Annotated in this window: 18 protein-coding genes; 9 read left to right on the plus strand and 9 right to left on the minus strand. The window is 58.0% G+C overall.

Features of this window, described 5'->3' with window-relative positions; translation table 11 throughout:
* Window positions 1–153: 153 nt before the first annotated feature.
* On the minus strand, window positions 154–792 hold the full coding sequence (locus tag U5805_RS23930; protein WP_322105990.1) for a TetR/AcrR family transcriptional regulator: 639 nt from the start codon (window positions 790–792) through the stop codon (window positions 154–156).
* A 101-nt stretch (window positions 793–893) separates the two neighbouring features.
* Between U5805_RS23930 and U5805_RS23935 the strand changes: the two genes are divergently transcribed.
* Window positions 894–1,994: an alpha/beta hydrolase gene (locus U5805_RS23935; RefSeq protein WP_322105991.1), complete on the plus strand. Its 1,101-nt coding sequence runs from the start codon at window positions 894–896 to the stop codon at window positions 1,992–1,994.
* 203 nt (window positions 1,995–2,197) lie between these two features.
* Here U5805_RS23935 and U5805_RS23940 read toward each other — a convergent pair whose 3' ends face one another.
* The gene (locus tag U5805_RS23940; protein ID WP_322105992.1) at window positions 2,198–3,346 is read right to left on the minus strand and encodes an MFS transporter; all 1,149 of its coding nucleotides are present in this window, start codon (window positions 3,344–3,346) and stop codon (window positions 2,198–2,200) included.
* A gap of 83 nt (window positions 3,347–3,429) precedes the next feature.
* Between U5805_RS23940 and U5805_RS23945 the strand changes: the two genes are divergently transcribed.
* Window positions 3,430–4,221 (plus strand): helix-turn-helix transcriptional regulator, encoded by a 792-nt coding sequence (locus tag U5805_RS23945; protein WP_322105993.1) that lies wholly within the window; start codon window positions 3,430–3,432, stop codon window positions 4,219–4,221.
* A 27-nt stretch (window positions 4,222–4,248) separates the two neighbouring features.
* On the opposite strand, the gene U5805_RS23950 is transcribed toward U5805_RS23945, so the two are convergent.
* The 6 genes from U5805_RS23950 to U5805_RS23975 form a co-directional block, all read right to left on the minus strand.
* Entirely contained in the window at window positions 4,249–5,970 is a 1,722-nt protein-coding gene (locus U5805_RS23950; protein ID WP_322105994.1) for an ATP-dependent helicase, read from the minus strand.
* 10 nt (window positions 5,971–5,980) lie between these two features.
* Window positions 5,981–6,838, minus strand: a complete 858-nt coding sequence (locus U5805_RS23955) for an ATPase (protein WP_322105995.1) — start codon at window positions 6,836–6,838, stop codon at window positions 5,981–5,983.
* Window positions 6,839–7,086: 248 nt separating this feature from the next.
* Complete coding sequence (locus tag U5805_RS23960) at window positions 7,087–7,692, minus strand: DUF4400 domain-containing protein (RefSeq protein WP_322105996.1); 606 nt, start codon at window positions 7,690–7,692, stop codon at window positions 7,087–7,089.
* Window positions 7,685–7,945 carry a hypothetical protein gene (locus U5805_RS23965; protein ID WP_322105997.1) on the minus strand — a complete coding sequence of 87 codons (261 nt, stop codon included), beginning with the start codon at window positions 7,943–7,945 and terminating at the stop codon, window positions 7,685–7,687. The genes U5805_RS23960 and U5805_RS23965 overlap by 8 nt, the downstream gene beginning before the upstream one ends.
* The gene (locus tag U5805_RS23970) at window positions 7,902–8,423 is read right to left on the minus strand and encodes a hypothetical protein (RefSeq protein WP_322105998.1); all 522 of its coding nucleotides are present in this window, start codon (window positions 8,421–8,423) and stop codon (window positions 7,902–7,904) included. The genes U5805_RS23965 and U5805_RS23970 overlap by 44 nt, the downstream gene beginning before the upstream one ends.
* 12 nt (window positions 8,424–8,435) lie before the next feature.
* Window positions 8,436–8,777, minus strand: coding sequence for a TraM recognition domain-containing protein (locus tag U5805_RS23975; protein WP_322106044.1), 342 nt, complete (start codon window positions 8,775–8,777; stop codon window positions 8,436–8,438).
* Window positions 8,778–9,492: 715 nt separating this feature from the next.
* Here U5805_RS23975 and U5805_RS23980 point away from each other — a divergent pair.
* From U5805_RS23980 to U5805_RS23995, 4 genes are all read left to right on the plus strand, one after another.
* The gene (locus U5805_RS23980; protein WP_322105999.1) at window positions 9,493–10,305 is read left to right on the plus strand and encodes a site-specific integrase; all 813 of its coding nucleotides are present in this window, start codon (window positions 9,493–9,495) and stop codon (window positions 10,303–10,305) included.
* On the plus strand, window positions 10,302–12,002 hold the full coding sequence (locus tag U5805_RS23985; RefSeq protein WP_322106000.1) for an integrase: 1,701 nt from the start codon (window positions 10,302–10,304) through the stop codon (window positions 12,000–12,002). The genes U5805_RS23980 and U5805_RS23985 overlap by 4 nt, the downstream gene beginning before the upstream one ends.
* A gap of 646 nt (window positions 12,003–12,648) precedes the next feature.
* Window positions 12,649–14,058, plus strand: a complete 1,410-nt coding sequence (locus U5805_RS23990) for a hypothetical protein (RefSeq protein ID WP_322106001.1) — start codon at window positions 12,649–12,651, stop codon at window positions 14,056–14,058.
* Window positions 14,059–14,119: 61 nt separating this feature from the next.
* Window positions 14,120–14,425 (plus strand): hypothetical protein, encoded by a 306-nt coding sequence (locus U5805_RS23995; RefSeq protein WP_322106002.1) that lies wholly within the window; start codon window positions 14,120–14,122, stop codon window positions 14,423–14,425.
* A gap of 15 nt (window positions 14,426–14,440) precedes the next feature.
* Here U5805_RS23995 and U5805_RS24000 read toward each other — a convergent pair whose 3' ends face one another.
* Complete coding sequence (locus U5805_RS24000) at window positions 14,441–16,141, minus strand: phage integrase family protein (protein ID WP_322106003.1); 1,701 nt, start codon at window positions 16,139–16,141, stop codon at window positions 14,441–14,443.
* 312 nt (window positions 16,142–16,453) lie between these two features.
* Between U5805_RS24000 and U5805_RS24005 the strand changes: the two genes are divergently transcribed.
* Genes U5805_RS24005 through U5805_RS24015 form a run of 3 tightly spaced genes read left to right on the plus strand, consistent with a single transcriptional unit; the run spans window position 16,454 to window position 22,647 of the window.
* A complete protein-coding gene (locus tag U5805_RS24005; RefSeq protein ID WP_322106004.1) occupies window positions 16,454–16,957 on the plus strand; it encodes a 3'-5' exoribonuclease in 504 nt (167 codons plus the stop codon).
* A gap of 38 nt (window positions 16,958–16,995) precedes the next feature.
* Window positions 16,996–22,065 (plus strand): hypothetical protein, encoded by a 5,070-nt coding sequence (locus U5805_RS24010; RefSeq protein WP_322106005.1) that lies wholly within the window; start codon window positions 16,996–16,998, stop codon window positions 22,063–22,065.
* Between the two features lie 6 nt (window positions 22,066–22,071).
* Window positions 22,072–22,647, plus strand: coding sequence for a hypothetical protein (locus tag U5805_RS24015; protein ID WP_322106006.1), 576 nt, complete (start codon window positions 22,072–22,074; stop codon window positions 22,645–22,647).
* The last annotated feature ends 45 nt before the right edge of the window (window positions 22,648–22,692 follow it).

Genomic DNA, 22,692 nt, shown 5'->3' on the forward strand with positions numbered 1-22,692 from the left:
TGGCCCATGCCAGCATGATAAGGCACGGATCGTTCGAATGCGGAAAGGCTACCGTTACCGCGTTAGCAAGCTCGCGGGCGCCCTTTGCTGTCTCTGCGAACTAGAGACATAATCAGCCGCCGAAAAGGTCAGCCATGACCAGAAAGGCCGCGGCTACTTACCATGCTCAACATCCGCGAACATCGGCGTAGAGGCGTTCAAAAATCCCATCACCATTCGCGCGAGCGCGTCTTCGAACTGCTCTGTGCCTAGTCGAGTAAAGCCCTGTAGCGTCGCACGACGCAACGTCTCGACGAGCCCACCGGACAGAACAAAGACTTCGCTTTCGTCGAGCGGCCGCGCATCTGCGCCTCTTCCTTGCCAAACTTCAAGAATTGCCTGAACGGCCGTATCAGGAACCGCGGGGAGCCCGTTTGCCAACGCATGCCGGGTGAGCGCCTGAACGAGCCGGCGCTCTGGCAAGCGATGCCGGGCAAACGCCCGATGCAGTACCTGAATGATGCTGCGGATCTGTCTTTCCGGCGTTGCGTCGCCCTCAACATCCAGGACAATCGCTATTTGTTGGCGCACCTGCTCGCGTTGACGTTCGATCAAACCAAGCACGATCGCTTCCCGATTCGGAAAGTACTGGTAAACGGTGCCAATCGAATACCCGGCCTTTTGCGCAACATAGTTGGTCGTAAGGCGTTCGCTCCCTTCGGTGGCCAAAATCTGAGCAGTTGCTTCGAGCAACGTTTCCAGCGTTTTCCGTGCGCGAGACTGTCGGGGAATTTTCCTCTTCAGATCAGACATTTACGTGGTGGGCTTTGAAAGATTAAACCGCGCTCGTAAAGCGAGTATGAAAACCGAGCATTGCTCATTATATTGGAATCGACACAACGAGCGGATATCCCATGCATTTCGAGCCGACGCGCCTTTGCCGGCGTTTATACACAAAAACGCTTGCCCTGACCGTCCTGATCAAAGGCATTCTTCTCACGCCAGCGGTTGCCATCGCAGGACCGTCGGGGCTGGTGCCATCGCGGGACGCATCGTGGCACGAGCAGGTGAAAGCCGCCGGCTACGTCCACAAGACCACCCAGGTCAATAACGTCACCCTTAGCTATGTCGAAGGACCCGACAACGGCCCACCGCTCGTGCTGCTTCACGCGCAGCTGCTCGACTGGTTCAGTTACAGTCGCGTACTTCCAGCCCTCGCCAAGACTTTTCACGTCTTCGACATTGATTACCCGGGACACGGTCAAACGAAAACGCCCGCCAATTATCCGATGACGGCCAACCAGATCGGCGCCGATCTCGGCGACTTTATCGAACACGACATAGGCAAGCCGGTCTTTATCACCGGTAATTCTTCGGGAGGCCTCCTGGCCACATGGCTTGCTGCGTATCGCCCCAAACTGGTTAGGGCTGTAGTCCTGGAAGACCCGCCCTTATTCTCCTCTGAATATCCCCGCATCAAGCAGACCATCGCTTATCGCGCGTTCAGAACGAGTTATACCGCCGCCGCGCACGATCATCCGGACGATTTTCTGCTGTACTGGATACACGAAAATGCACCTTTCTTCCGGAAAAATGTCGGTCCGGGGACGCCCTTCATCCTGACGCGCGCGATACAGGGCTACCGAAGAAAAAACCCGGGCCGACCGCCAGAGATTGCACTCATCAAGGACGACACCGTCCGTATGATGTTGCGAGGTCTCGATCGATACGATCCACGCTTCGGCGCGGCCTTTTACGATGGCACCTGGAATCAGGACTTTGACCATGCGCACGCATTGCAGAAAGTTACCTGCCCGGTCCTGCTCATGCAGGCCAATACTTCCGCACTGCCCGACGGTACACTCAACGGTGCCATGAGCGAAGAGGAAGCGCTGCGAGCAGCGTCCCTGTTGACGCATGGACAGTATGTGAAAATCGATTCAGGTCACGTCATCGATCTTGAGAAACCGGAACTCTTTGTGGAGAAGCTCAATCACTTCTTCTTTTCTCCTTAAGGCGTCGGTCAAACAAAGACGAGATAGCGACGAAGCTGCAGGATGCGCAATTTATCCAGCGAACGAGGCCGGCTACGATCGCAGTCAGCCTGCTCAGCGTTGCATTCTCTGGACAGCATGTGCCGGAACCTTGCAATCGCCACCGAACGAGCAGCCCTACCCATCTGCATAAATGCAGTAGAGCCGCCTCTCGCTGTGGTCGCTCAACTCTGCGTGAAAGTCCGGTCAATAGGTCGCCTCATTCTGCATAAAAACGCAGCCATAACTGCGCATCCGATAAGGACCATTCCATATGACTGCGTGGCCACTGCCAACGCCATTCCCATGCCGATCAACAGATAGTATATAAGCCCAAAAACTGCGCCGGCTGTGCCAACCAGATCCTGATAACCGTTCAGCGCCTCGCCAAGCACGTTGGGAATCGCAACGCCAAATGCCACCGTTACCAGCGTTGCCGGCAACAAAAACCAGAGAGTCCCATCCAGCAACTGGACGCCAATACCCGCGAGCAACGTCAGCATCGCGGCGCGACCGACAATCCGCATGGTGGCAACCCCTCGATGCACCAGTCTTTTATTTAGCCAGGTGCCCGCGGAAGATCCCACGGCCATCAACACGCCGCTATATCCATAGGGCAACCCGCCTCGATGCAGCCGCTGGAAGATAAATGGGCCAAGCGCATAGTAGCTAAGCAGCGCAACGTTGAACGCGGCAACAAGTAACGCCGAGCGCCAGAGTTCGACATCTGAAAGCATGGCCCGGCAGGTCGTGCGAAAGGACGACGCCACATTGCCTGACGGGCGTGTCTCCGGAAGCACCAACGCGCACCAGCAGAGAAGCGCGAGCGCCAGTCCGAGCAGCGAGAACAGTGCTCCTTTGTAGCCGAATCCCCGCACGGAAGCGGCGCCGACGATTAGCCCCACAGCTGGACAGGCAGCCGCGGCCGTTCCAGCTACGGCAAACGCCTTCGCCAGTTCACTGCCCGAAAAACGGTCGCGCAGGACAGTCTGGGTTACCACAGATCCCACCGCGGCGCCGGCCGAAGCAACCCCTTGGGTGAACAGCAGAGCAGTGAAAGAAGTGACCATGAGCGCCCCGCTACAACCTGCCGTATAAGTTAACAAACCCAGAATCATGGCTGGCCTGCGCCCGATCCTGTCGCATGCGAGTCCCCATACGACGACGCCCGCCGCGAAGCAAAGAAAGTACGTAACCGATACCTGCGCTGCGCTCGCAGCGGACACGGCGAACGTCCGCGCGAGATCCTCAAGCGCCGGACTGTACAGAGCCTGTGCAAACTGTGGAAACATGAGCAAAGCGATCGCAAGAGAAAGAAGCCCCGAGTTTTTCATCGTTGGTACCATGAACCGAAAACTGCATTGTCGAGTGCCGAACGGATTCCCGGCATCGATGTATGGACATTAAATGTGTAAAGTTGGACAATCTCTCGATGGCATGGCTTGAAGAAACGTCCCGTTTCGATCCCGATGCATACACGTCAGAGGTGATCGGCCTCGCGACCGTCCTGTCCCATCACGACTCGGGCATACACTCTCACCGCAAGGCGCAGCTCCTTTATACGCGCCATGGATGCGTTCGCATCACGCTAGCCAATTGCCTCTGCCTGTTACCGCCGTCCCGCGCAGCCTGGATTCCCCCTCGCGTCACGCATCGTGTGCAGATCCGCAGTGCTGTCGAGTACCGGTCGGTCTATCTCCGTGAGGACATCTGTGCCACGTTGCCGGCAGACGTGCGCGTGATTGCGGTCAGCCCGCTACTGGAAGCTGTACTGGAGGCCATCGCAAACTCGGATTTTGAGCAGGAGTGGGCCGATGGCCGCCACACCCATATACTTGGATTGTGTATCGACGAGATTCGCAACTCGAAGCTTGAGCCCATGTTGCTAGTGTTGCCAAAGGACCGTCGGGTTGCCCGCTCAATCACAAAAGGCAACCGGGTACCCCCGGAACTGAAGGTCCTTGAACGCGAAGCCGGGGCAACGGGCAAGACAATCACGCGAATTTTCCAGAAAGAAACCGGTATGACTTACCATCAATGGCGGCAACAATGGCGCGTAATGAGAGCCATTGAACTCCTTGCCACAGGTCAGAGCATCTCTCATGTCGCGGCAGAACTGAAATTCTCCAGCAATAGCGTATTCATCGCCTTCTTCCGGAAAATGGTCGGAAGCACGCCCGGGAGGTACCTTCAAAAGGCCGGGGCATAAACAGTTGCTCCTGGAACGATTTCGCGCCTAGAGAATGAAAGGGGCCTCCCTCACCTGTGACTCATGAATGAATCGCGTGGGTGAATTCTTTCGGATAGAGGAAATCACTAGGGTTTCCCTCGCGCGTGTCATTGCGACGTAAAAAAGCCGCCGCTCTTCCGACTCCGGACTTTTCAGATCCGGGACGATATTCTCTTCGGCCCGTGTGATCCACACATGATCCCATTCCAGCCCTTTCGAACTGTGCATCGTCGTGAGCACCAGCGCGTCTTTCGCGGGCTCGTTGTTCGCTCGTCTCAGGAATTCGATGCGCTCCGCGAACGTGCCATTCAGGCGCGATATCACGTCGTAAGTAGCCTGTACGGCTCGCTCAGCCGTTTCCTTGCGCACGTACGTCATCATCCACTCGCGTACACCTTCAAGCGTCAGCGAATGGAACTGCCGCTCGCAAAGCGACTGCCATTCCGCCAGCCGCTTCATGAACGCGCGATACGCCGTCGCGGTGTCCTCGCTCAGGCCAAGGGCGAGAAGGTCTTTCTTCTGCTTTTGCAGGAGCGTCGCGCCCATGGCGTTGTGTAGCGCGGTCAGGTCGCGCGTGCTCATGCCGGCATAGCCAAGCACAGCATCCAGACCATTAAGCTTCACGCGCTGCACGATCTGCAGGAGGTTGCACATGAGCGCGCCCTCGGGCTGATCCAGGACCGAGCGTCCGGACGCTCGGTAGTATTTCACGCCGTGAGACCGGCACACCGACTCAATCGCATCCAGTACGCGGTTTGTGCGCGCGAGGATCGCGCACGTTTGGCCCGCTCGCAGCTGCGGTTGCAGCGTTTCGACGGCGGCCGCCGCGTCGTCATACTCGTCGTTAAAACGCCGCGCGACGATCGTGCCGCCCTCGCCTCTATCCGCGTAGAGGATCTTCGCGATGCGGTCCGTGTTGTGCTGGATCAACCGGTCCGCGGCCGAGAGAATTTCAGCGCGGCACCGGTAGTTGCTGTCGAGAATAACGCGTTGCGCTTCGAACTTCGAGGCGAAGCCCTCCATGCCACGGTAACCCATCGCAGCACGGAAGCCGTAGATGCTCTGGTCATCGTCTCCGACGACAGTTACGCAGGCCCCAGCCTGTGCGTGCAGTTCGACCCAGCGATACTGTAGTGGGTCGGTATCCTGGAACTCGTCAACGAGCAGATGGGTGAACGCGTAAGGTTCGATGTCGCCCGACTCCATGCCTGCGATCGACAACCGCAGCATGTCCTGGAAGTCGATCTTGTCATTGCGCGCGAGCGCCTCCTCGTAGGCGGCGTACAGGATTGCCTCGGGCGAGCCGTCGATCGCGTGCGTGATACCCGTCTTCAACTGCTCGATGACCGGGACGGCTTCCTCGACTTTCCAGTTCAGGCCCGTTTCCGCGAGCACGCGAATCAGCAGTCCGGTCCGGTCGCCGTCGGACGCGATATCGCGTTTGCGCCCCGGCTTCTGGATCTGCCGGAATCCGAGCGAATGGAATGTACCCGCCACGAGGCGAGTTTTCGCACCCGGGCCCGCAAGCTTGAGGATGCGATCCCGCAACTCGATCGCAGCGTCCTTGCTGAACGTCACGGCCCCCACGCGCGCGCCAGGCTCCGCGAGCAATGCCGCTGCTTTGGCCGCGATGGTCTTCGTCTTGCCCGCGCCCGGACAGGCGACGGCCAGACAATGTCGCCGCGCCTGCGCGACCTCCAGTTGCTGCGGATTCAGCCCATCGAGCATAGCCGGTCGCCTAGATCGAGCGAACCGTCGTCATCAGACGCAGATGGGTCATGTACCCGCGCACGCCGACCGGATGGAACTTGCGCAGGAAGCGCCCCACCTCTTCGTCAACATCGCCCTGGTCACGCACGCCGTTCCACACGAGAAAGTCGAAGTGGTCCATCACGCGGTCAAAGCGCGTGATGACGGACAGCAGGCGCATCGAAAAGCGCGAATACGCCTCCACCTCGATCGCCAGCGACGGCTTCGTCACCGACGGCTCGAACACGATGTCACCACGCCCCACCATCTCGCGCTTCGTGCGCTCACGGAAGCTTTCCGACACTTCGAACTGCTCGGTCACGTAGGCCTCGAGGCCGTCGAGCTGCTTGTCGAAGAACGCGTTGACCGTGGACATGTCCTGCTCACCAAAGGTCGAGCGCCCGAAGCGCTGCATATTGATGCTCATGCGGTTCAGGTACGGCCACCATTGTTCGAAGAGCGGGCGCAGGCGCGTATGGTTAAGACGGACCGCCGCAGGCACGATGGCCGCGCCCGTGAGCTGCCGGTCCAGCAGGATTCGCCCGATCTCTCGGCGCCGGCGGATGATCGCGGCGCGCTCGGCCGGCGGCAGTTCGCGGAAAAGCTTGCGCGTGCGCGCCACCTGCTCACGTTTTTCGTCCGCCTCGCTTTCGGAGATCATGCCCTCGCGATGCAGCGTCGCAGCGTCGCTTTCCATACGCTGCAGTTCGTCTTCGAGTTCGTGATCGTCCGCGCCATCGGTCACCGCGCGATTGTCGTCCAGGCCAGCCGGGCCGGCGGACGCAACCGCCGGGTTATTGCTGCCTGCCGCATCGATCTTCGTCGTCTCTTCGTTGAGGGTACTCATGGGTCGATCCTGAGGAAATTGCACGCGCACCAGCGCGCGGCACACCCCTATTGTTGCGACCTTGCGTCATCGGGGACCGCGAAAACGCGGCAGATTAAAGCGCCTTTTTGGATCGAGGCGGCGGCCGCGACATCGTTCGCGGGCACGATAGCCCTTCGTGGTGCAGTCGCCTGCGCTCCAAAACGCAAAAAGCTCGCGAATTTCGCGAGCTTTCCGGAACGAGAGCGATAACGACGGAATCTACCGTGTCACGTCGACGAGTTGGCGACCCACAGCAGCAGCGGCAGCAACACCGCGAGCGCCGTCCAGCTCTGCGCAACAAGCGGCACGGGTAGAAGAAGCACAACGAAGGCGATGCCCGCTGTCACCAGCAGCGCATGGACAGCCAGGTGAAATTTCAAGGGACTGGCGAAGCCGGCAGCCGCCGCCCGGATCTTGCGTCGCACAGCACCGTCAACGGTTGCAGCGATGCAGAGCAGCAGGATGCCCGCCAGCCACGTATGCATCACGACCGCGCGGTAAATTGCTCGGTAGATGAGCATCCAGAACTGCCGGGCCCAGGTTCGCGCGAAACTGTGCATGCCGTCGGCGTCGAGCTCGTCGTCGCCGCCTGCGTCAAGGGTCGCCTGCACCGCCCCCGTGTTGACAAACATGCGCCGGAACGACGCGTTCGTCGTGTCAACCGCCGCCGCTGCGCGATCGTCGCCGAGTGCGCGTGCCACCGATTGCGATTCCGCGTCGCTGATCTCAAAGAGCGCGCGATCGGGGACTGCGGGAAGAATCACGCACGCGAGCAGCGGCAGCACGAAAAACCACCATTTCACGTGGCTGACGAAGCGGCTTCCGCTAGCCATGGATCCACGCTCCGATCTGGAAGATCAGATATGCGGGGAACACCAGCAGACCCGTCAGCCCGATCCAGAACCGCACCGGATTTCGGGCCATCACGACTGCGAGCGCCCACGCACGTGCAGATCGGCCGCCGCGAAACTCCGCGGGCGGCATGGCGGTCAGATCGTCCTGCGCGCGCACCGACAGCACAATGCGCGTCGCATCGGACTCGTCAAGCCCCGACAGCTTCGAGATCAGCGTAGTCGTGAGCGACATCGTAGTCCTCGAAGTAGAGACGAAAGCTTTCGCCGTTCAATGCCCGCGCGGCAAGCTGGAACGCAGCGGTTTTGGGCGTGATCCGCTCCGGACAGGCCTCGTCGATCATCTCGGTCACGCTATCGCTATAGCGCGCTTCGAACGCCGTCACGGCCTCGAACATCGGCGACCAGACATGCACGCGCTCGCCCTCCCGCGCGACATAGCGACGGGCGTAGAGCAGATGCGCGCGCTGGAACAGCCCGCGCATGAACGCGACGTGCGGCTCGCCAGTCTTGCGTACCCGCTTGTACCCGTCGAGGCCGTCTTCGAGCATTTCGCGAAGGAGCGGCTCCCGTTCCCCCACGAAACGCTCGCCGATGAAATCGGCCAGGCGCGTGCACGCCAGCTCAAGCTCGGGGGCGAGGGTAAAGACGGGCACGAGCCGGGAGGACAGCCTGTTTTCACGGATGATTTTCTTGAACACGGTCGAATTCATGTGTTTGCTGGATTAGCCCTGAAGGATTGGAATACGGCCCTGATATACCGCGCCACCGGAGATACGCAGGAAGTACTGAAGGTTGGGAAGTCGCTGGATCAGCGCGGTCGGGATGAGCGGCGCGGTCTCCTGCTGCAGCGAGCGTGTGATGCTTCCGTTGAACTCGCCCAGATGCCCCTCGCTGCCGCGGCTCGTGCCGCCCGATACCTGGATGTTGCGGATGACGGTGTCCCCTACCTTTTCCGAGAACCACTTTGCGGTGTCGGTGTCTTCCAATCTTAGGATGATCTGAACTGTAATCCTGTAACAGTTACCGCAGATAGCCCGGTTATGTCCTATATTTCGCGGCAGCAGTGTCGTTCAGGAGTGCTTTCATGGGACCGTGGACTGTCGCCGACATCGAGCGCGCTAGGGCTGTGCCTTTCCATGTGCTCCTTCGCTTCACTGGTGCTTATTGCAAACTTGATCGAGACTACCGGTCACACACATCACACGAAAGCGTCCGCGTTCACGTAAATCACGGCGGACGCGACTTCCGATTTGTGTTCACCGGAGAGAAATGGGTCAACGAGCTATTGCCACCTCACCAAGGGAAAAGAGGGGGTGCTGGCGCCATCGATCTGATAGCGCATATTACGGGGCTCGATTTCGTTCTGTCAGTAAAGGTTTGCCTAGACGCGCTTAAGAGCGAGCACTCAAAATGAGGCTCTTTTACTCAACGAATGAATTCGTCTACAAAGGTCATCCCTACCCCGGGATACCGTTCATTTGCCACGAGGACCTAGAACTAGTCAAGCCAGCGAGCGATTACCTTCTATGGCTAGCGCTCGAGAATCCCAGAACAAGAAGTCCAGCCACGTGGAAGAGCTATGCGGAAGGAATCTACGACTATTTTTCGTGGCTCGAAGCGAATTCACTGTCGTGGGATGTAGCACCGTTACGAACGGACACTATCGATGAGGTCTCCAACGTCGCACTCTATCGCAATTGGTCCCTCGAAGTCCGAGAAGCATCCTCTGGGCGCCACTCTATGCAGCCGAGCACGGTACGCAAACGACTAGCTCAGATCATGCGTTTCTACAATTGGGCCGCGGCGCGAAATCGGATCAATAACATTCCGTGGGATATCTCGCTCTGTGACTGCAAGGAGGATTCGCTTTATCGCGTGATCAAAGAGTCTATGCTTCCGATTGTACCTCGCCAACCGATCAAATTTCTCGATATAGACCAGTGCCGGCTTCTCATTCGACACTGTGGCAGCCGGACACTGAGGCTGATGACGAAACTCATGCTTCAAACGGGTCTACGTAACGAGGAATGCAGAACTTTTCCTACGAAGTACCTTTTTGACCCATCGCCCAGCAGGTTTTCGCACCGAATCGCAATCGACCTCCGTCCCTCCGACATGAGACTGAAGGGCAACAGGCCACGCCGAATCTATGCCTCGGGACAACTGCTCAAAGACCTGTTTGACTTCATCAGTTTCGGCGAGGGCGCCGGGCGTGCAAAACTCTATCGAATCGCTCAAGGTGAAGCTTCACCGTATGTATTCCTCAATCGGCACGGGGCGCCGTGGAGTGAGAAGGGGCTATGTAACGCCTACCGAAAATTGTGGTGCCCAAGCGAGCCGCTCCGCCCTGATCTTGGCTTCAAAGTCACCCCGCACATGTTGCGCCATACGTTTGCCACGTTAGAACTATATGCGGAAAGCCAACACCGCAACCTGGGGTATGCACTTGCGTGGGTCCGCGATCGCCTAGGTCACGCTTCGATTTCAACCACGACGATATATGTCCATTGTCTCGACATGCTTGGTGAACGACATCTCAACCGATACCAGCAGGAAATTGATGCACTCCTCGCTGCAGGAGACACCGAGTGAAACGCAAGGACTATCATCGCGACCCAGTGCCGCAGCGCGCTGATACGCTCCAAGTTGAAGAAGAAAATCCGTGGATCGTCGAAACGACATCAATCCTGGATTTTCGTCGTTGGCAATGCCACAGGGAGACACGGGTTCACGCAGAGCGTGACGATCTCCTCAAAACGATGGCAACCTGCCTGCGACGGCTCACGACAACGCGCAATGCCCGGACGATCAAGGCCATATTTCAAAGCTCCTTGCAGGTATGGTTCGAGTTCCTCGACATTGAGAAAGCTTCTCTTCCTCCTGTTCATCGAATAGCGGACCTCAATCGTCCCTTGCTCGATCAGTTCATCAACTGGCTGACGAATCGCCCTTCTCGAACAGAAACCGGTCGCTTGTCCTATGCGACGACGCGCTCGATCTACGGTGGCCTCCGCACAGTTCTTGCGCAGTGCGTTCTAACGGGCCAACTAAGCATGGACTGCTTTCCACGACGGCCATTCCCTGATGTGGCGCGAACCTACAAATCGCATCAGCCCTACACAAAAGAAGAAATGCAGGCACTGATGTTCGCCCTCGCTCGCGATCTACGTGCAATCAAGGATGGCGCTTTCGACGGCAACGAATCAGACAGGTTGCTAGTCTACTTTTTGCTTGTTGCGGCAAGGACAGGCAGGAATCCGACCGCGCTCTACGAAATGGAACGTGACGCCGTCCAACCACACCCGCTAAAACCTGATACGCACTGTCTGCTAACGACGTACAAACGACGTGGCAATTCGGTTTCCATACAATCGTTTCAAAAGCCACAGCCTGCAGAACATATCAGCATGCTTACGGCGGACACTACCGCACTCATACGTGATTTACTAACTATGACTAGTGACCTAGTCGACGAGGCTCCTACCGAGCTTCGGAACCGCCTTTGGTTGTATCGCCGAGGTCACCGGAAAGATCTTGGCCCTGTCGGACTCTTCTCCATTCACATGTTCATGTATTGCGCTGAACGTTTTGTGGAACGTCACGGTCTGCTCGCATATAGCGCATCCACTCGTTCCGAGAACGCACCACCCCTACGAATCACAATCATGCGATTGCGAAAGACGTTTGCCTCGCGCATGTGGGAACTCACGGGAGGAGATGTGGTCACGACCGCCAACTTGCTTGGCAACAAACCGCAAGTCACAGACACCCATTATCTCGCGGTAACTCCTGACATGCTTCGCAACCACCATTTTTTAGGCAAGTGTCTCGAAGCTGAGCTTCGTGGAACGACTGACGACGCGGTAACGTTGGCGAGTCTTGCAGAAGAGATGCGTATCGGGATCGACGATGTCAAGCGAATTCTCAAAGGGGAAAACAACACGGGCGTCGGTCGGTGCTCATCTCCATTTCAGGGACGATACGCACCGAAAGATGGGAGAACGGCATGCTCTGCATTCCTTTATTGCTTTAGATGCCCAAATCAGGTTGTTATGGAAAGCGATCTGTATCGCCTCTATAGCTTCTATTGGTTGCTCGTTAAAGAGCGCAACCTCATTGGCAGAAATCAATGGCACAAAATCTACGGATGGGTAGTAAGGGAAATTGACAAAGTCATTGCATCTCAATTTCCCCCTCATAAGATAAGGGAAGCGAAAGAAAAGGCTTTGACAGCCCCGCATCCAATGTGGCGTGACCGCTCAATGCTCTTGGCTGTCGGTCATGCATAGCACGGGTCAACATCTCGTCGATCTGGCTTCGGTGCAGGCTGGCGACCTGGACAATGTCATTGTCAGCCAACGCGGAGGCACAGTCATCTCCCGTTATGGTGACGACACGTGGAATCTTGCGCCCTACCTCGCACCGAAGAACAGCCGGGAAACGCGTATCATATTCAATTACCCGTTCAAGGGAGGATACCGGCTTACGGACCCCGCTTATTCAACATTACTCGCTTCGGTCAAGCGCTTCTTGTACACGCGCTGGCGCGTTCCGGGCGGCCATCTCGGACGGCCTGTATCTGCCGCAACGGTGCGTTCTACCTGGAGCCAGATCAGGCACGTTGTCTCATGGATGATAGACGAAGAGATTTTCTCGTTCAGTGAGCTTACGCCAGAACATTGTGGCCGCTATGCCGCAAGTGTTGGGCGAGGATTCCAACCGGGGACAGTTGCAATGGTGTTGGGCGCAGTCACGACCTACTACAGCTTGCGTGATCACCTGATAGACCGGATGCCTGACTATCCTTGGCAGCCGAAGTACGGCTCAGCTACTGGCCTCGCCAGAACGGGGCGCCGACCAAGAGGAGAGAATTGGAGGCAGGCGACAACCTAAGTAATTCCTCTTCGGATTCTGAGCAGGCTTGTGCAAACCGCTTTGGACTATGTCGAAAATCGCGCGGAAGCACTACTGCTCTTGCGTGATCGGCTCGCAGGGCGTGCCCGGCGCAAGTACCTAGATGTAAAAAAGGCACACCGCAATACGTATCCGTCAAGTTTCGCCAGCGTTTGTAATACTGAGGAGGAGTATCTACGCATCAAAGCTTCACATCGTTGGACCCAACGGGAATCCGATGGCCTTATGATGCAAGGTTATCGGTCGCGGCGACAGGTACAGACTGAGCTTGTTCACCTTAGAACTGCTTGCTACATCCTTTGCGCCGCGTTCTCGGGCATGCGCGACTCGGAGCTCGCTTCGCTGGAGGTAGGATGCTTCGTCAAACGAACCGGTTATGACGGCGAGACCGTTTGTTGGTTGAAGGGAACGACTTACAAGCTCGAACGCGATCCAAAACCCGCTGAATGGATGGTTCCGGCGATTGTCGGCAAGGCGGTTGCCGTTGCAACAAGGCTCGGGCTAGCTGAGCGTGCACGAATCGCCAACAGGCTCAAGGCCTTAGAGCGTGCAGCGAAGTCCCGCGATCTTGACGAACGGGCTCGGGTCGAAATAGAAGTCGAAATAGAGCGTGCGAAACGGGGGATAAATGCGCTGTTTTTGACCGACAAGGTGTCCGGGAGGTTTTCTGCTGTCGGTCGCGATGTGGCTCGGAGGGCGCTGCATGAGTTCGGCAAAAATTCTGGAGTCAAAGTCGAGGAGGAAGACATGGAGGGTGTACTTAGACGGGACCAGGTGCATCCCGGTGGAGAATGGCCCTTCTCACCCCATCAGTTCAGGCGTACGTTTGCGGTGTACGTTGCAAAACATGTGCTGGGAGATATTCGCTACCTGCGGGAACACTTCAAGCACTGGTCCCTCGACATGACTCTTTACTATGCGCGGCACGACAGTGCGGCAGACCGTTCTCTTATCAGCGACATACTGACCGAGCGCGAAGAATTGCAGGCTCTGCTGATCGAGAGCTGGATGCATACGCATAGCTCGCTAGCTGGCAAGGGTGGGCACCGCATAATGGCGTTCCGCGGCCGTGGAGAGCTCAAAACCGTACATAACATGCGCGACTTCTGCCGCAAGCTGGGTGAGAACGTGTTCATCCGCGGGACCGGGCACTCGTGGTGCATGGCAAGCGGCAACGGCTGCGGCGGCCAAGGGTTATATGATGCCGTGAGATGTACTTCGTGCGGAGAGGCGGTAATCGACTCGACGCATGTGGAGATCTGGAAAGGAATACGTCAACAGCAGATCGATGTGTTGCAATGCCCGGACCTGGGCGAACCATCAAAACAACGATGCATCGATCATCTTCGTGCTGCTGAGCGCGTGCTCACCGACTTGGGAGCGGATATTCCCCCTTCTCTTCCTGCTGCGGAGGCTAAGCGTCGTGAATGAACATGGGAGTACCACACGCCGTCGCCTCGAGCTTGCGTTGCGACGATTGCAGCATGGGAGGATGCAGTCCAGCTCTACTGAAAGGATAAGCATTGCAGGCGTTGCCCGCGAAGCGGGGGTTAGCAACGCCACGATCCACAATCGTTACCCCGACATCGCCGAGCGTGTCCGTGCCCTGCAGAGCAAAGCCGGCAAGCGCAGCACGAAAGCTTTGCCTGATACTACCGACATCCTACAGCGCAAGCTGGCCGAGGCACATGAAGAGATCGATCGGTTGAAAGCGGACCTTGTAAGGTCGCAGTCTATTAATCTTCGGTTGATCAGAGAATACGAACTTTTGCAGGCAAGCCTGCAAGGACGTAAATAGGCTCGCTCCAGATAGTTATTGCTCAGCAGCGAATGCAGCGCTGAACTGCCTCATCCGCAGCAATTCATCAGCATGAATGTATTTCGAGGTCGTTGTGATTGACGCATGCCGAAGATTGTCGCGGACGTTTCGAAGATCGACGCCGCGCGCGAGCGCATATGTCGCATGCGTGTGTCTAAGCCAGTGGGGGCTCGCCTGCTCAAACCTGTGCGCGGCGACCCGATCGGAAGCATGGATCTGCTGCGCGACGAGACCGAAGAATCGCCTCACGATAGAACGCAGCCGGGTCCCGGAAACGCTCACCGTTCGCTCCCTGCTCAACGCTGGTACGAGCGGAACGTTCCGCTTGCATTGCCGAGGATCGGCTGGCAGGCCTCGCTGTACGAGGAAAGTCTCCAGTGCGTGCATTGCGAGCGGTGGAATGGCGACCTTTGCAACACGCCGGCCCTTGCCGCACAGACGCAACCATACATCCGCAGCGTCGCCGAAGAATATGTCCCCCGTCCTCGCCCGGACCAGTTCGTCAGCACGAAGTCCTGTCGCCAGTTCGAAGTCTAGAATGAAGCACAGTCGTTGCGTCGCTTCTAGTGACCAGCCGTGTGCTGTCGATAACTCGTCGGCGACGCGTCGGGCATATCGCCACTCTTCATCCCGGAATGATCGCATGGGGGGCGCTATGACGGATCGTGTGATACCTGCCGCCATACCCGCAAAAGGGTTGGCAACCAGGTATTGTTGTTCGACAAGCCATCGGAACATTGCGGACAGCACAGAGATAGCGTACGCCACAGACGATGGACGCAACCGGCGAAAGAAAGGTCTCCACTCGTCCGACTGACGACTTCGCCGCGGGCCAACCCACCGATCACTCGGTTCAGGAAGACGCAGGAATGATCTGTAGGCGATCGCATCTTCGGTGTTAAGCGACGAGAGCGCGCGCCTACGTTCCAGATTCGCCCAAAGAAGCAGACGCTCCGCCTCCTTGCGATATGCCCTCGACGTCGCATCCGTCTCGTGCAAAGCAAGCCAGGCCTCGATTGCTTCCCGGTCGTTGGTAGCGCTCAGCAGGCACCTAGCCTTCGGTGCACGGTACCTGCCCCTAGAGCCGTCGAGCCTGCGCACACAGGAGAACTGCCGACAAACGAAGTGGTCGTGCGACTCAAAGCGTTCCACGAGCAGACGAGCGGTTTCCGTCAGCGCGGGATGGCGCCAGAAGAATACCTCGATATCTCGTGCCGACGCCGGCCCGATGCCTGAAATGTTCACCCACCAGAGACGGCGCCGGGGTACCCTTAACGTCAGGTCCGCGAGAGTGGCAATTCCTTGAGCTCTCAAGGCCGCGATCGTGCGTGGCGGCAACCAGAGACGAATGTCGTCGTTAATCTGTGGTTCGCGAACAACCAGATCTCGCAATGCCTCAATTGCCCGGTGTACCGGTATCGCCTGCCGGGTGCGATCCGTGCCGCGACTTGTGAAGATTGAGGCGATGTCGTTGCGTCCGTATGCCTCAGCGATGCGTACCAGGCGTTGTCTGATACGCCCAAGGATACCGCGCGAAGACTGAGCTTTTGCACGCGTGTGCGAGAGGTAGCGGGTTACCGCAGCACGGGCTGTGAAACCCTCATACCATGCACGCAACGCCGCGAGTGATGCGTGATCGGGAAACGCATCGATCGAAGCGGGTCGGAATGTCTCACCCTGGCTTGAGTGCTTCACGTTGGCCTCCGAACGTCGGCAGCAGTCCCAGAAGCGTAAGACACGGACACCGTCATTGCCTAGCCCACACCATCGATGATGCTATTCCGATAACGGATCTTATCGACATAGGACCACCGGCCTCCCAAATTCGTACGTCGGTAGATTCCGGCCCAGAAAGGTATTCGTCAGCGATTGGCCGGCGCGTGAGAATGTGCCATCATTACCAGATGTCCTGCGCTCTGCCCTCACCGCAGAACCGGTGACGAGAAGTATCCAAATGAGCGCCTAACTCCGTCGTCGACGAGATCAAAACGCTGAATTCAAACATCCATGCTGTTGTTCCTCGACACCGAGTACACGGGATATTCAGAACCCGCGCCGCAACTCATAAGTCTGGCGCTGGTGACGGAGGATGGAAGGCGAGAGTTTTATATTGAGATTTCAGACACGTGGCGCCTCACTGACTGCACCGATTTCGTCAAACGAGAGGTTCTACCATTGCTCGACGGCGTTGGTCGCAGCACCGAGGAGGCGCGCGCTGAACTCCGTCAATGGCTTGCAGACTGTCCACGCAAGGTTCAAGCGGCATGCGACTCACCCACAGACTTTGCTTTCCTGCTCCGCCTCGCCGGCTTGCCGCGCCCCGCTAACCTCGCATCAGACTATTTTGATTTACGCCCTCTGATCGATACGACGGTCTATGACAAGTCTGTTACGTCGTATTATGAAGTGGACGCCCGAATCCATCATGCCTTGGCCGATGCCCGGGCCTATCGCCGCGGCTGGTTGGCTTGGATGGATAGCCGGAAAGGTGGATTATCAAGACTCATTTGAGTCCTCAGTAGCTTGCGCCGAGCAGAGACCATTTTCCGATGGACAAGAAAGACAAACAGAAACGCTCCCCTTTAACGGGCACCCAGCTCATGAGCACCGTTGCTACTGGTGGAGGAGGTGGCGTGTTCCAGGCTCGGGTCGGGGCGCTTTACCTTGCAAACATGCTGACAGGGGCGCCGACTGCCCTCGGCCTGCACGGCGCTCGCGTCGAGACGCTTCGATTTGAAGCCCGCTATACCGGCGCGCATACCGACGACATCTACTGTCAGTTTCGTGACAACGAGGGCTCCCGACTACAGCTCATCCAGTGCAAACGAGGACTCGACGCGACGCCCGGAAATACCGAGTTCGTAGATGGGTTGCAAGGCGCCTGGAGAGACTTTCTTGGTGCAGAAGGGAGTCCCTTTGATCGGGCCAGCGACGTGCTGGTTTTGGCAACGGTGGCTCCGGGGACACCGGCCACTAGGGCAGCCAAGCGTCTATGCGAGCTGTCGCGGTCCTCGCTCGACTTGACCGACTTTGTCCATAAGGTCGAATCGAAGCTCTTTGACGCTCAGCATAAGCGTACCTGGCGCGCCTTCAAGGAAGTCTCCAAGACCACGCTAGCCGAGAAGTACACCGACGAGCTCGTCTTCGACCTCTTGCAGCGGCTGCGTGTCGACATGCATGACCTCGGCACAGAGGATTCGCAAGAGCTGAGCCTTGTCCAAGCGCTTTTGACGTCGAGTGAGCCCGACGAGTCTGGAGGGCAGGTGTGGAGCGGCCTGTTCGCGTATGTATTCGAGCAAGGTATCACCGTGGGCACTGTCACTCGGGAGACTTGGGCGACGACCGCGCCTGTCGGTATCCAAGACGCCGTCCGCCGCCTGTCTGGGAAAACGGGGCTTGGCCACATCGCTGCGCGCGTCAGCGACCGAGCAAGTCTTCAGCTCTCGCTCATCTCGACGAGGCTTCCTAACGAAAAGCACATTCCCCGCGGTCAGTGCGTCGGTCAGGTGTTGACGAGCTTCGATGAACGGCAACTCGTCATCATCACCGGTGGCCCCGGTTCGGGTAAGTCAGCGGTCGTTGCGGAACTCGCACCACTGCTTCGCGAGTCTGGTCCGCTGTTCTTCTTCCGGGCAGACGAACTCGACGAACCGAGCTTGGCAGCGGTTCAGTCACTCAAGGACATGCCTGATCCGGTGCTTAGCTTCGCGAGCCTATTGTGCAGTGGCACCCCGACTATCGTCATAGATTCGCTCGAGAAGGCGTTGGAAGGAAGAAATCCAGGTGCCCTTGAGGAACTGTTGGCGCTGGTCCGTCGGAACAAGAGGGTCAGGCTTTGTGTCACGACTCGCTCCTACGCGCTTAACGCGCTCTATTCTCTTTTCCTTTCTGACTTCTCGTACCAAGTCGTCAACGTTCCTTTGCTGACCGATGCAGAGATTTCTGCAGCGGTGGCCGGGACCGCTCTTCAAGATATCGCTGACGCGGATGGAGGGGTGCGAGAAGTTTTCCGAGCGCCCTACTACCTCCGCCTTGCCTTTAGCTATACTGCGGCCGGAGCAGCTCTACCCCAAACGGCCGGCAACGACTTGCGGCTGCGCCTCTGGATGGAACGAATCGCGCCCAGTAAAGGCTTGCCAGCTGGGTTAGCCGCACGCCGTCGAGTAGCTTTCGACGAGGTTTGCTATGCGCGAACGGAGCGCTTCGCCCAGTTCGTCGAAGGGCCGAACGACGCCGAGGCCGTAGCTTCACTTGTGCAAGACGCGGTGCTTGTAAAAGATGCGACGGACCGGGTAGCTCCTAGTCACGATGTCTTGGAGGACTGGTCACTCTTTTTTAGGGTTGAACGAGAGGTGCGAGGTGCCGAGTGCGCCTGGGCTGAGCTCTTCAGCAAACTTGGCTCCCATGCCGGCATGCGACGCGCACTGCGCGCATGGACAGCACAGCGTTCGGCCGAAGGCGACGCGAATGCTTATACGCTGCTCGAAGCCGCGCTCGGAATGGATTCAACCATCCCGCAGCTCTGGCGAGACGAGGTAGCCGTTGGCCTTCTTCGCTCAGATCTGGTCAATGAACTTGTCCCGAGACTTGGCACTAGTGTGTCCTTCGACAATGCCAGCCTCCTGCAGCGTCTTAGCCACTTGCTGCGCGTTGCTTGCAAAGGGCCAACCTCTATCGACTACTCGCACCTAGCGGACGACCCTGAAAACAAGGAGCTCGTGTTGCGGCTCGGGATGGCCGCGCCCGTAGGAAAAGCCTGGGACGTTGTAGTCGGATTGGTTGCAAGAGCGTTCCCGAGCATGCCACCAGAATGCAACTCGTGGGTTGTCCAGCTCGCGGAAGACGCCACATCTCATGATGATAGCTGGAGTGAACCTACGGAGAGAGTGCTCGATGTGTTCAACATCGCTGAGCACTTCTGCAGGCGCGATCAAGATAGCTGGTACGGCGATCAATCTGTTGGCAAGCGCTTCTATGCGCTTTTGTGCCGCTGCGCCGGTGCGGACTCCGGCCGGTTCACAACGTTCATCGAGGCGCTTTTGCAGCGCCTCTTGGTTGCCCCCGACGGCCACGATCGATGTGCGGAGCAACGTCTCGAATTCTTAGTCGACTTCAAGCACTGTCGCGAGGCTAGTTTCTTCGTTCCAGACCTAACATGGAGGGTGTTCTGGTCCCTGTACACAGAGCGTGGGCCGAAGGTTGATCGAGAGTTCAGCCGGATGGGGTGGGAAGCCGAGCTTGGACTCAGCGACCGTGCGGCCCATTCATTCTTCCCACCGTCGGTTTTTCAGGGCCCATTCCGTTCATTGTTGCTCTACGCACGAGCGAAGAGCGTGCGTTTCGTGGTTGACCTGTGCAACCATGCGGCCTCCTCATTCGCGAGAACGAGTGTGAATGAAGTGTCGATCGTCCCTCTTGGACAAAGCCCAAACTGTCGATTACACATTCACGACGCTCGCCTGTGGGTTGCGTATCGCGGGCAGTCGGTTACCAGTTACATCTTGAACGCGGCGTTGATGGCGCTGGAAGAACGCTTACTTTTTGATGCCGAAGCGCATCCAGAGGCCATCTCCCGGGTGCTCGAGTTCATCCTAGATATGGGGGAGTCGAGCTTTACCACAGGAATGGTGGCGGGGGTCTTGATGGCCCGCCCGGAGCTTGTCACCGAGAAGCTGCTTTCCATCTTTAAGTGTCCCCAGTTCTTCTCCGCCGACATTGGTCGCGTCGTACAAGAAGGGACTACGCTGGCAATCCACGGCGGCAACGATGGATGGGACGCTGCTAGGCAGAAGGAGCGCATGGCTAGCAATCGGTTGCCGCACCGGAAACAGACCTTGGAGGGCCTGTTTCTTCGGCTACAGTTCGAGCGACCAGACCTTCGCGAGGCCATTTACGCGATCCTGGACGCCCATCTTGCAGCCCTGAATGGCGACGAATTCCCTGACGGTTGGCGCATAGGGCTAAAGCGAATGGATTCCCGCGGGTTGAAGATTGGGCAACCAGTCGGCGACAGTAAGTGGTTGCCGCTCGAGATCGCTAACCTCGAACCAGAGCTTCAGCAGGCCAGTGAGAACGCCCAGGTCCGCATGCAACGCATGAACCGCATGGCTACCGTACGTACCTGGGCCACAGCAGTCACAGGGCGGTTCTCAACGGCAGAGCCTGGGACCGCAGACCGCTATTCGACGCCTTCGGATCCATACGAAGAGTTCCTTCGCCTCTGCGATGAACTTGAAGAACAAGACATCGAGATGGTCGCCGGGCTGGAGGAGGAACTGAGCTGTGCCCTGATTCGCAAGTGGCCCAACGACACCTCGCAGGCGCTCCGGTGGGCTCGAGACCTCGTGCTTGATCGCGCCGCAGACCGCGAAGACAAGGATGCGTGGTTGTACCGAGACGCTTCGATGGGTGAAGTGCGGGCGCGTACGGTCATCTCGCTTGCTGCCGTCGACCTGTCCCTTCCCAGGATGGTTGAGGCCTTGGTCAACGTTGTGACCGAGCCGATGTGGAAGTTACGCCGAGCGGCGGCAAGGACAATCTCCGATGAACTGAGGCCCAAGCAGCCAGTCTTGGCCGAGATACTGACTACCGGCCTGGCGCAGTATGCCGAAAGACTGGACGCGACGATTGAGCGCCGGCGAGCAGGTGCCCCGGACTTCGTCGATGAAGCTCGGGCGGCGACTATCAAATCACTCAGCGAGGAGTTGCGGGACATGAAGCCGGGGTTGCGTCCGACACCCCGCAGCCTGGCTGCTGTCAAGGAGTGGACGATTGCCCTCGACGCATCACGCAGCGATACGCCCGACACCTGGCGAATTCAGTCGCTCTCGACGCTGGCAAAGCTCATGGCCGACCAGGAAGATGGACCTCAAGTGCGTCGGCACGACCCCGGCCATGTAGATTTCGAGGCACGGCATGAGTTCGGCGACCTGCTAGCCTTCGAACTCATGACACAGACAGATGCTAGTTCATCGCTGTTCGAGGTCCTTGACTACTGCCTGGAGAAAGCGCCTGAGCTAAGCGAAAGGATCCTGGACGCTGTACTTGGCGCGTGCATGAAACAGGAGTTTGCGAACTCGGCGCCCTTCTGGCGGATATGGGACCGGGCTACATCGAAGGTCTTCGCTGACGATTCCCTGAGAACCAAGAGTCGACGATCCTACAGCCGATTCGACAAGGTGCTCACGACGCTTCTGCTGTGTTCGATGCCATGGCCGAAGACTTGGCATGATCTGAAGCTTTTCAAGTCGCGCCCGCGTTTCATTGCCGACTGCCTCGCCGCCGTTGGCGACAGCCGAGTAGGTCTAGAGCACCTGCTGCGGCTGATGGCAGGTATCGGCCGTGTGTCGGCAGTACCTTCGTCCCTACCCCAGTTACGCGACGCCTTGATCAGATCCCCGGCCGACTTGTTCGACGACGGGAATAGTCTGTGGCATGCGGAGACCATTTGCCAAGTTGCAGTGCATGAGCATAGAGAGGCGCTGATTCGCGACGCTAACATACGCAGAGCGACGCTCGACATTCTTGACCGGCTCGTGGACGCCGGGTCATCGCTCGGTTTCCAACTTCGCGACTATCTGGCGACCTCATCTACTGCAACTAAACACGAGGGGGAGTAAGCGAACATGCTCGTGACGAAAGTCGACGCCGCCCGGCGGCAACTCATCACGGCCATTCGCCTTTTCTTCGATGGCGGCGATCCTGTATCAGTGTATTCGCTGGCATCGAACGCATGGGAGATCATCGACGTGCTCTGTGCGAGCACTGGGGTCGAGAGCTTCTCCAAGCAGGCTCGCGAAAACCTGCCAGCCGGACACACGTTGAAGTACTACGTTAACGAGCCGTGTCGAAACTTCTTCAAGCACGCCGAGCAAGACCCTAATCCAAATAGGTCAGTCGAACTACGCGAAGCCAACGTTGCCGCCATCCTGTTTCTGGCGGTGGAGGACTACATACGGTTTCGGCAGGGCGGTCCTTTAGAGGTGCAGGTCTTCCAAGCGTGGTTTATTGCCGTCTTCCCGGAGAAGGTCGCCGAAGACGACTCCGCGGCGCAATCAAAGCTCGAGGATGCCAAACGCGTCTTTCCGGGCATCGCGACACTTGATCCGTTCGACCGTATAGAAATGGGGCGGAAGGTGCTGGAAGACGCGAGCAAAGATGCTGAACTCGCGGCTGACCCGAGAACAGAGCCGAGCCTCTGATTTTCCATTAACTTCGGCGCATACGGTTCGCGCGCGAACTCCGTT

The sequence above is a fragment of the Paraburkholderia sp. J41 genome, assembly GCF_905220235.1.
GTDB lineage: Bacteria > Pseudomonadota > Gammaproteobacteria > Burkholderiales > Burkholderiaceae > Paraburkholderia.

What these genes read in the sequence shown, in the direction of transcription:
- U5805_RS23930 (WP_322105990.1), bottom strand. Translation starts at nt 792, where the DNA reads ATGTCTGATCTGAAGAGGAAAATTCCCCGACAGTCTCGCGCACGGAAA.
- U5805_RS23935 (WP_322105991.1), top strand. Translation starts at nt 894, where the DNA reads ATGCATTTCGAGCCGACGCGCCTTTGCCGGCGTTTATACACAAAAACG.
- U5805_RS23940 (WP_322105992.1), bottom strand. Translation starts at nt 3,346, where the DNA reads ATGAAAAACTCGGGGCTTCTTTCTCTTGCGATCGCTTTGCTCATGTTT.
- U5805_RS23950 (WP_322105994.1), bottom strand. Translation starts at nt 5,970, where the DNA reads ATGCTCGATGGGCTGAATCCGCAGCAACTGGAGGTCGCGCAGGCGCGG.
- U5805_RS23955 (WP_322105995.1), bottom strand. Translation starts at nt 6,838, where the DNA reads ATGAGTACCCTCAACGAAGAGACGACGAAGATCGATGCGGCAGGCAGC.
- U5805_RS23960 (WP_322105996.1), bottom strand. Translation starts at nt 7,692, where the DNA reads ATGGCTAGCGGAAGCCGCTTCGTCAGCCACGTGAAATGGTGGTTTTTC.
- U5805_RS23965 (WP_322105997.1), bottom strand. Translation starts at nt 7,945, where the DNA reads ATGTCGCTCACGACTACGCTGATCTCGAAGCTGTCGGGGCTTGACGAG.
- U5805_RS23970 (WP_322105998.1), bottom strand. Translation starts at nt 8,423, where the DNA reads ATGAATTCGACCGTGTTCAAGAAAATCATCCGTGAAAACAGGCTGTCC.
- U5805_RS23980 (WP_322105999.1), top strand. Translation starts at nt 9,493, where the DNA reads ATGCGTTTCTACAATTGGGCCGCGGCGCGAAATCGGATCAATAACATT.
- U5805_RS23995 (WP_322106002.1), top strand. Translation starts at nt 14,120, where the DNA reads ATGCAGTCCAGCTCTACTGAAAGGATAAGCATTGCAGGCGTTGCCCGC.
- U5805_RS24005 (WP_322106004.1), top strand. Translation starts at nt 16,454, where the DNA reads ATGCTGTTGTTCCTCGACACCGAGTACACGGGATATTCAGAACCCGCG.
- U5805_RS24010 (WP_322106005.1), top strand. Translation starts at nt 16,996, where the DNA reads ATGGACAAGAAAGACAAACAGAAACGCTCCCCTTTAACGGGCACCCAG.
- U5805_RS24015 (WP_322106006.1), top strand. Translation starts at nt 22,072, where the DNA reads ATGCTCGTGACGAAAGTCGACGCCGCCCGGCGGCAACTCATCACGGCC.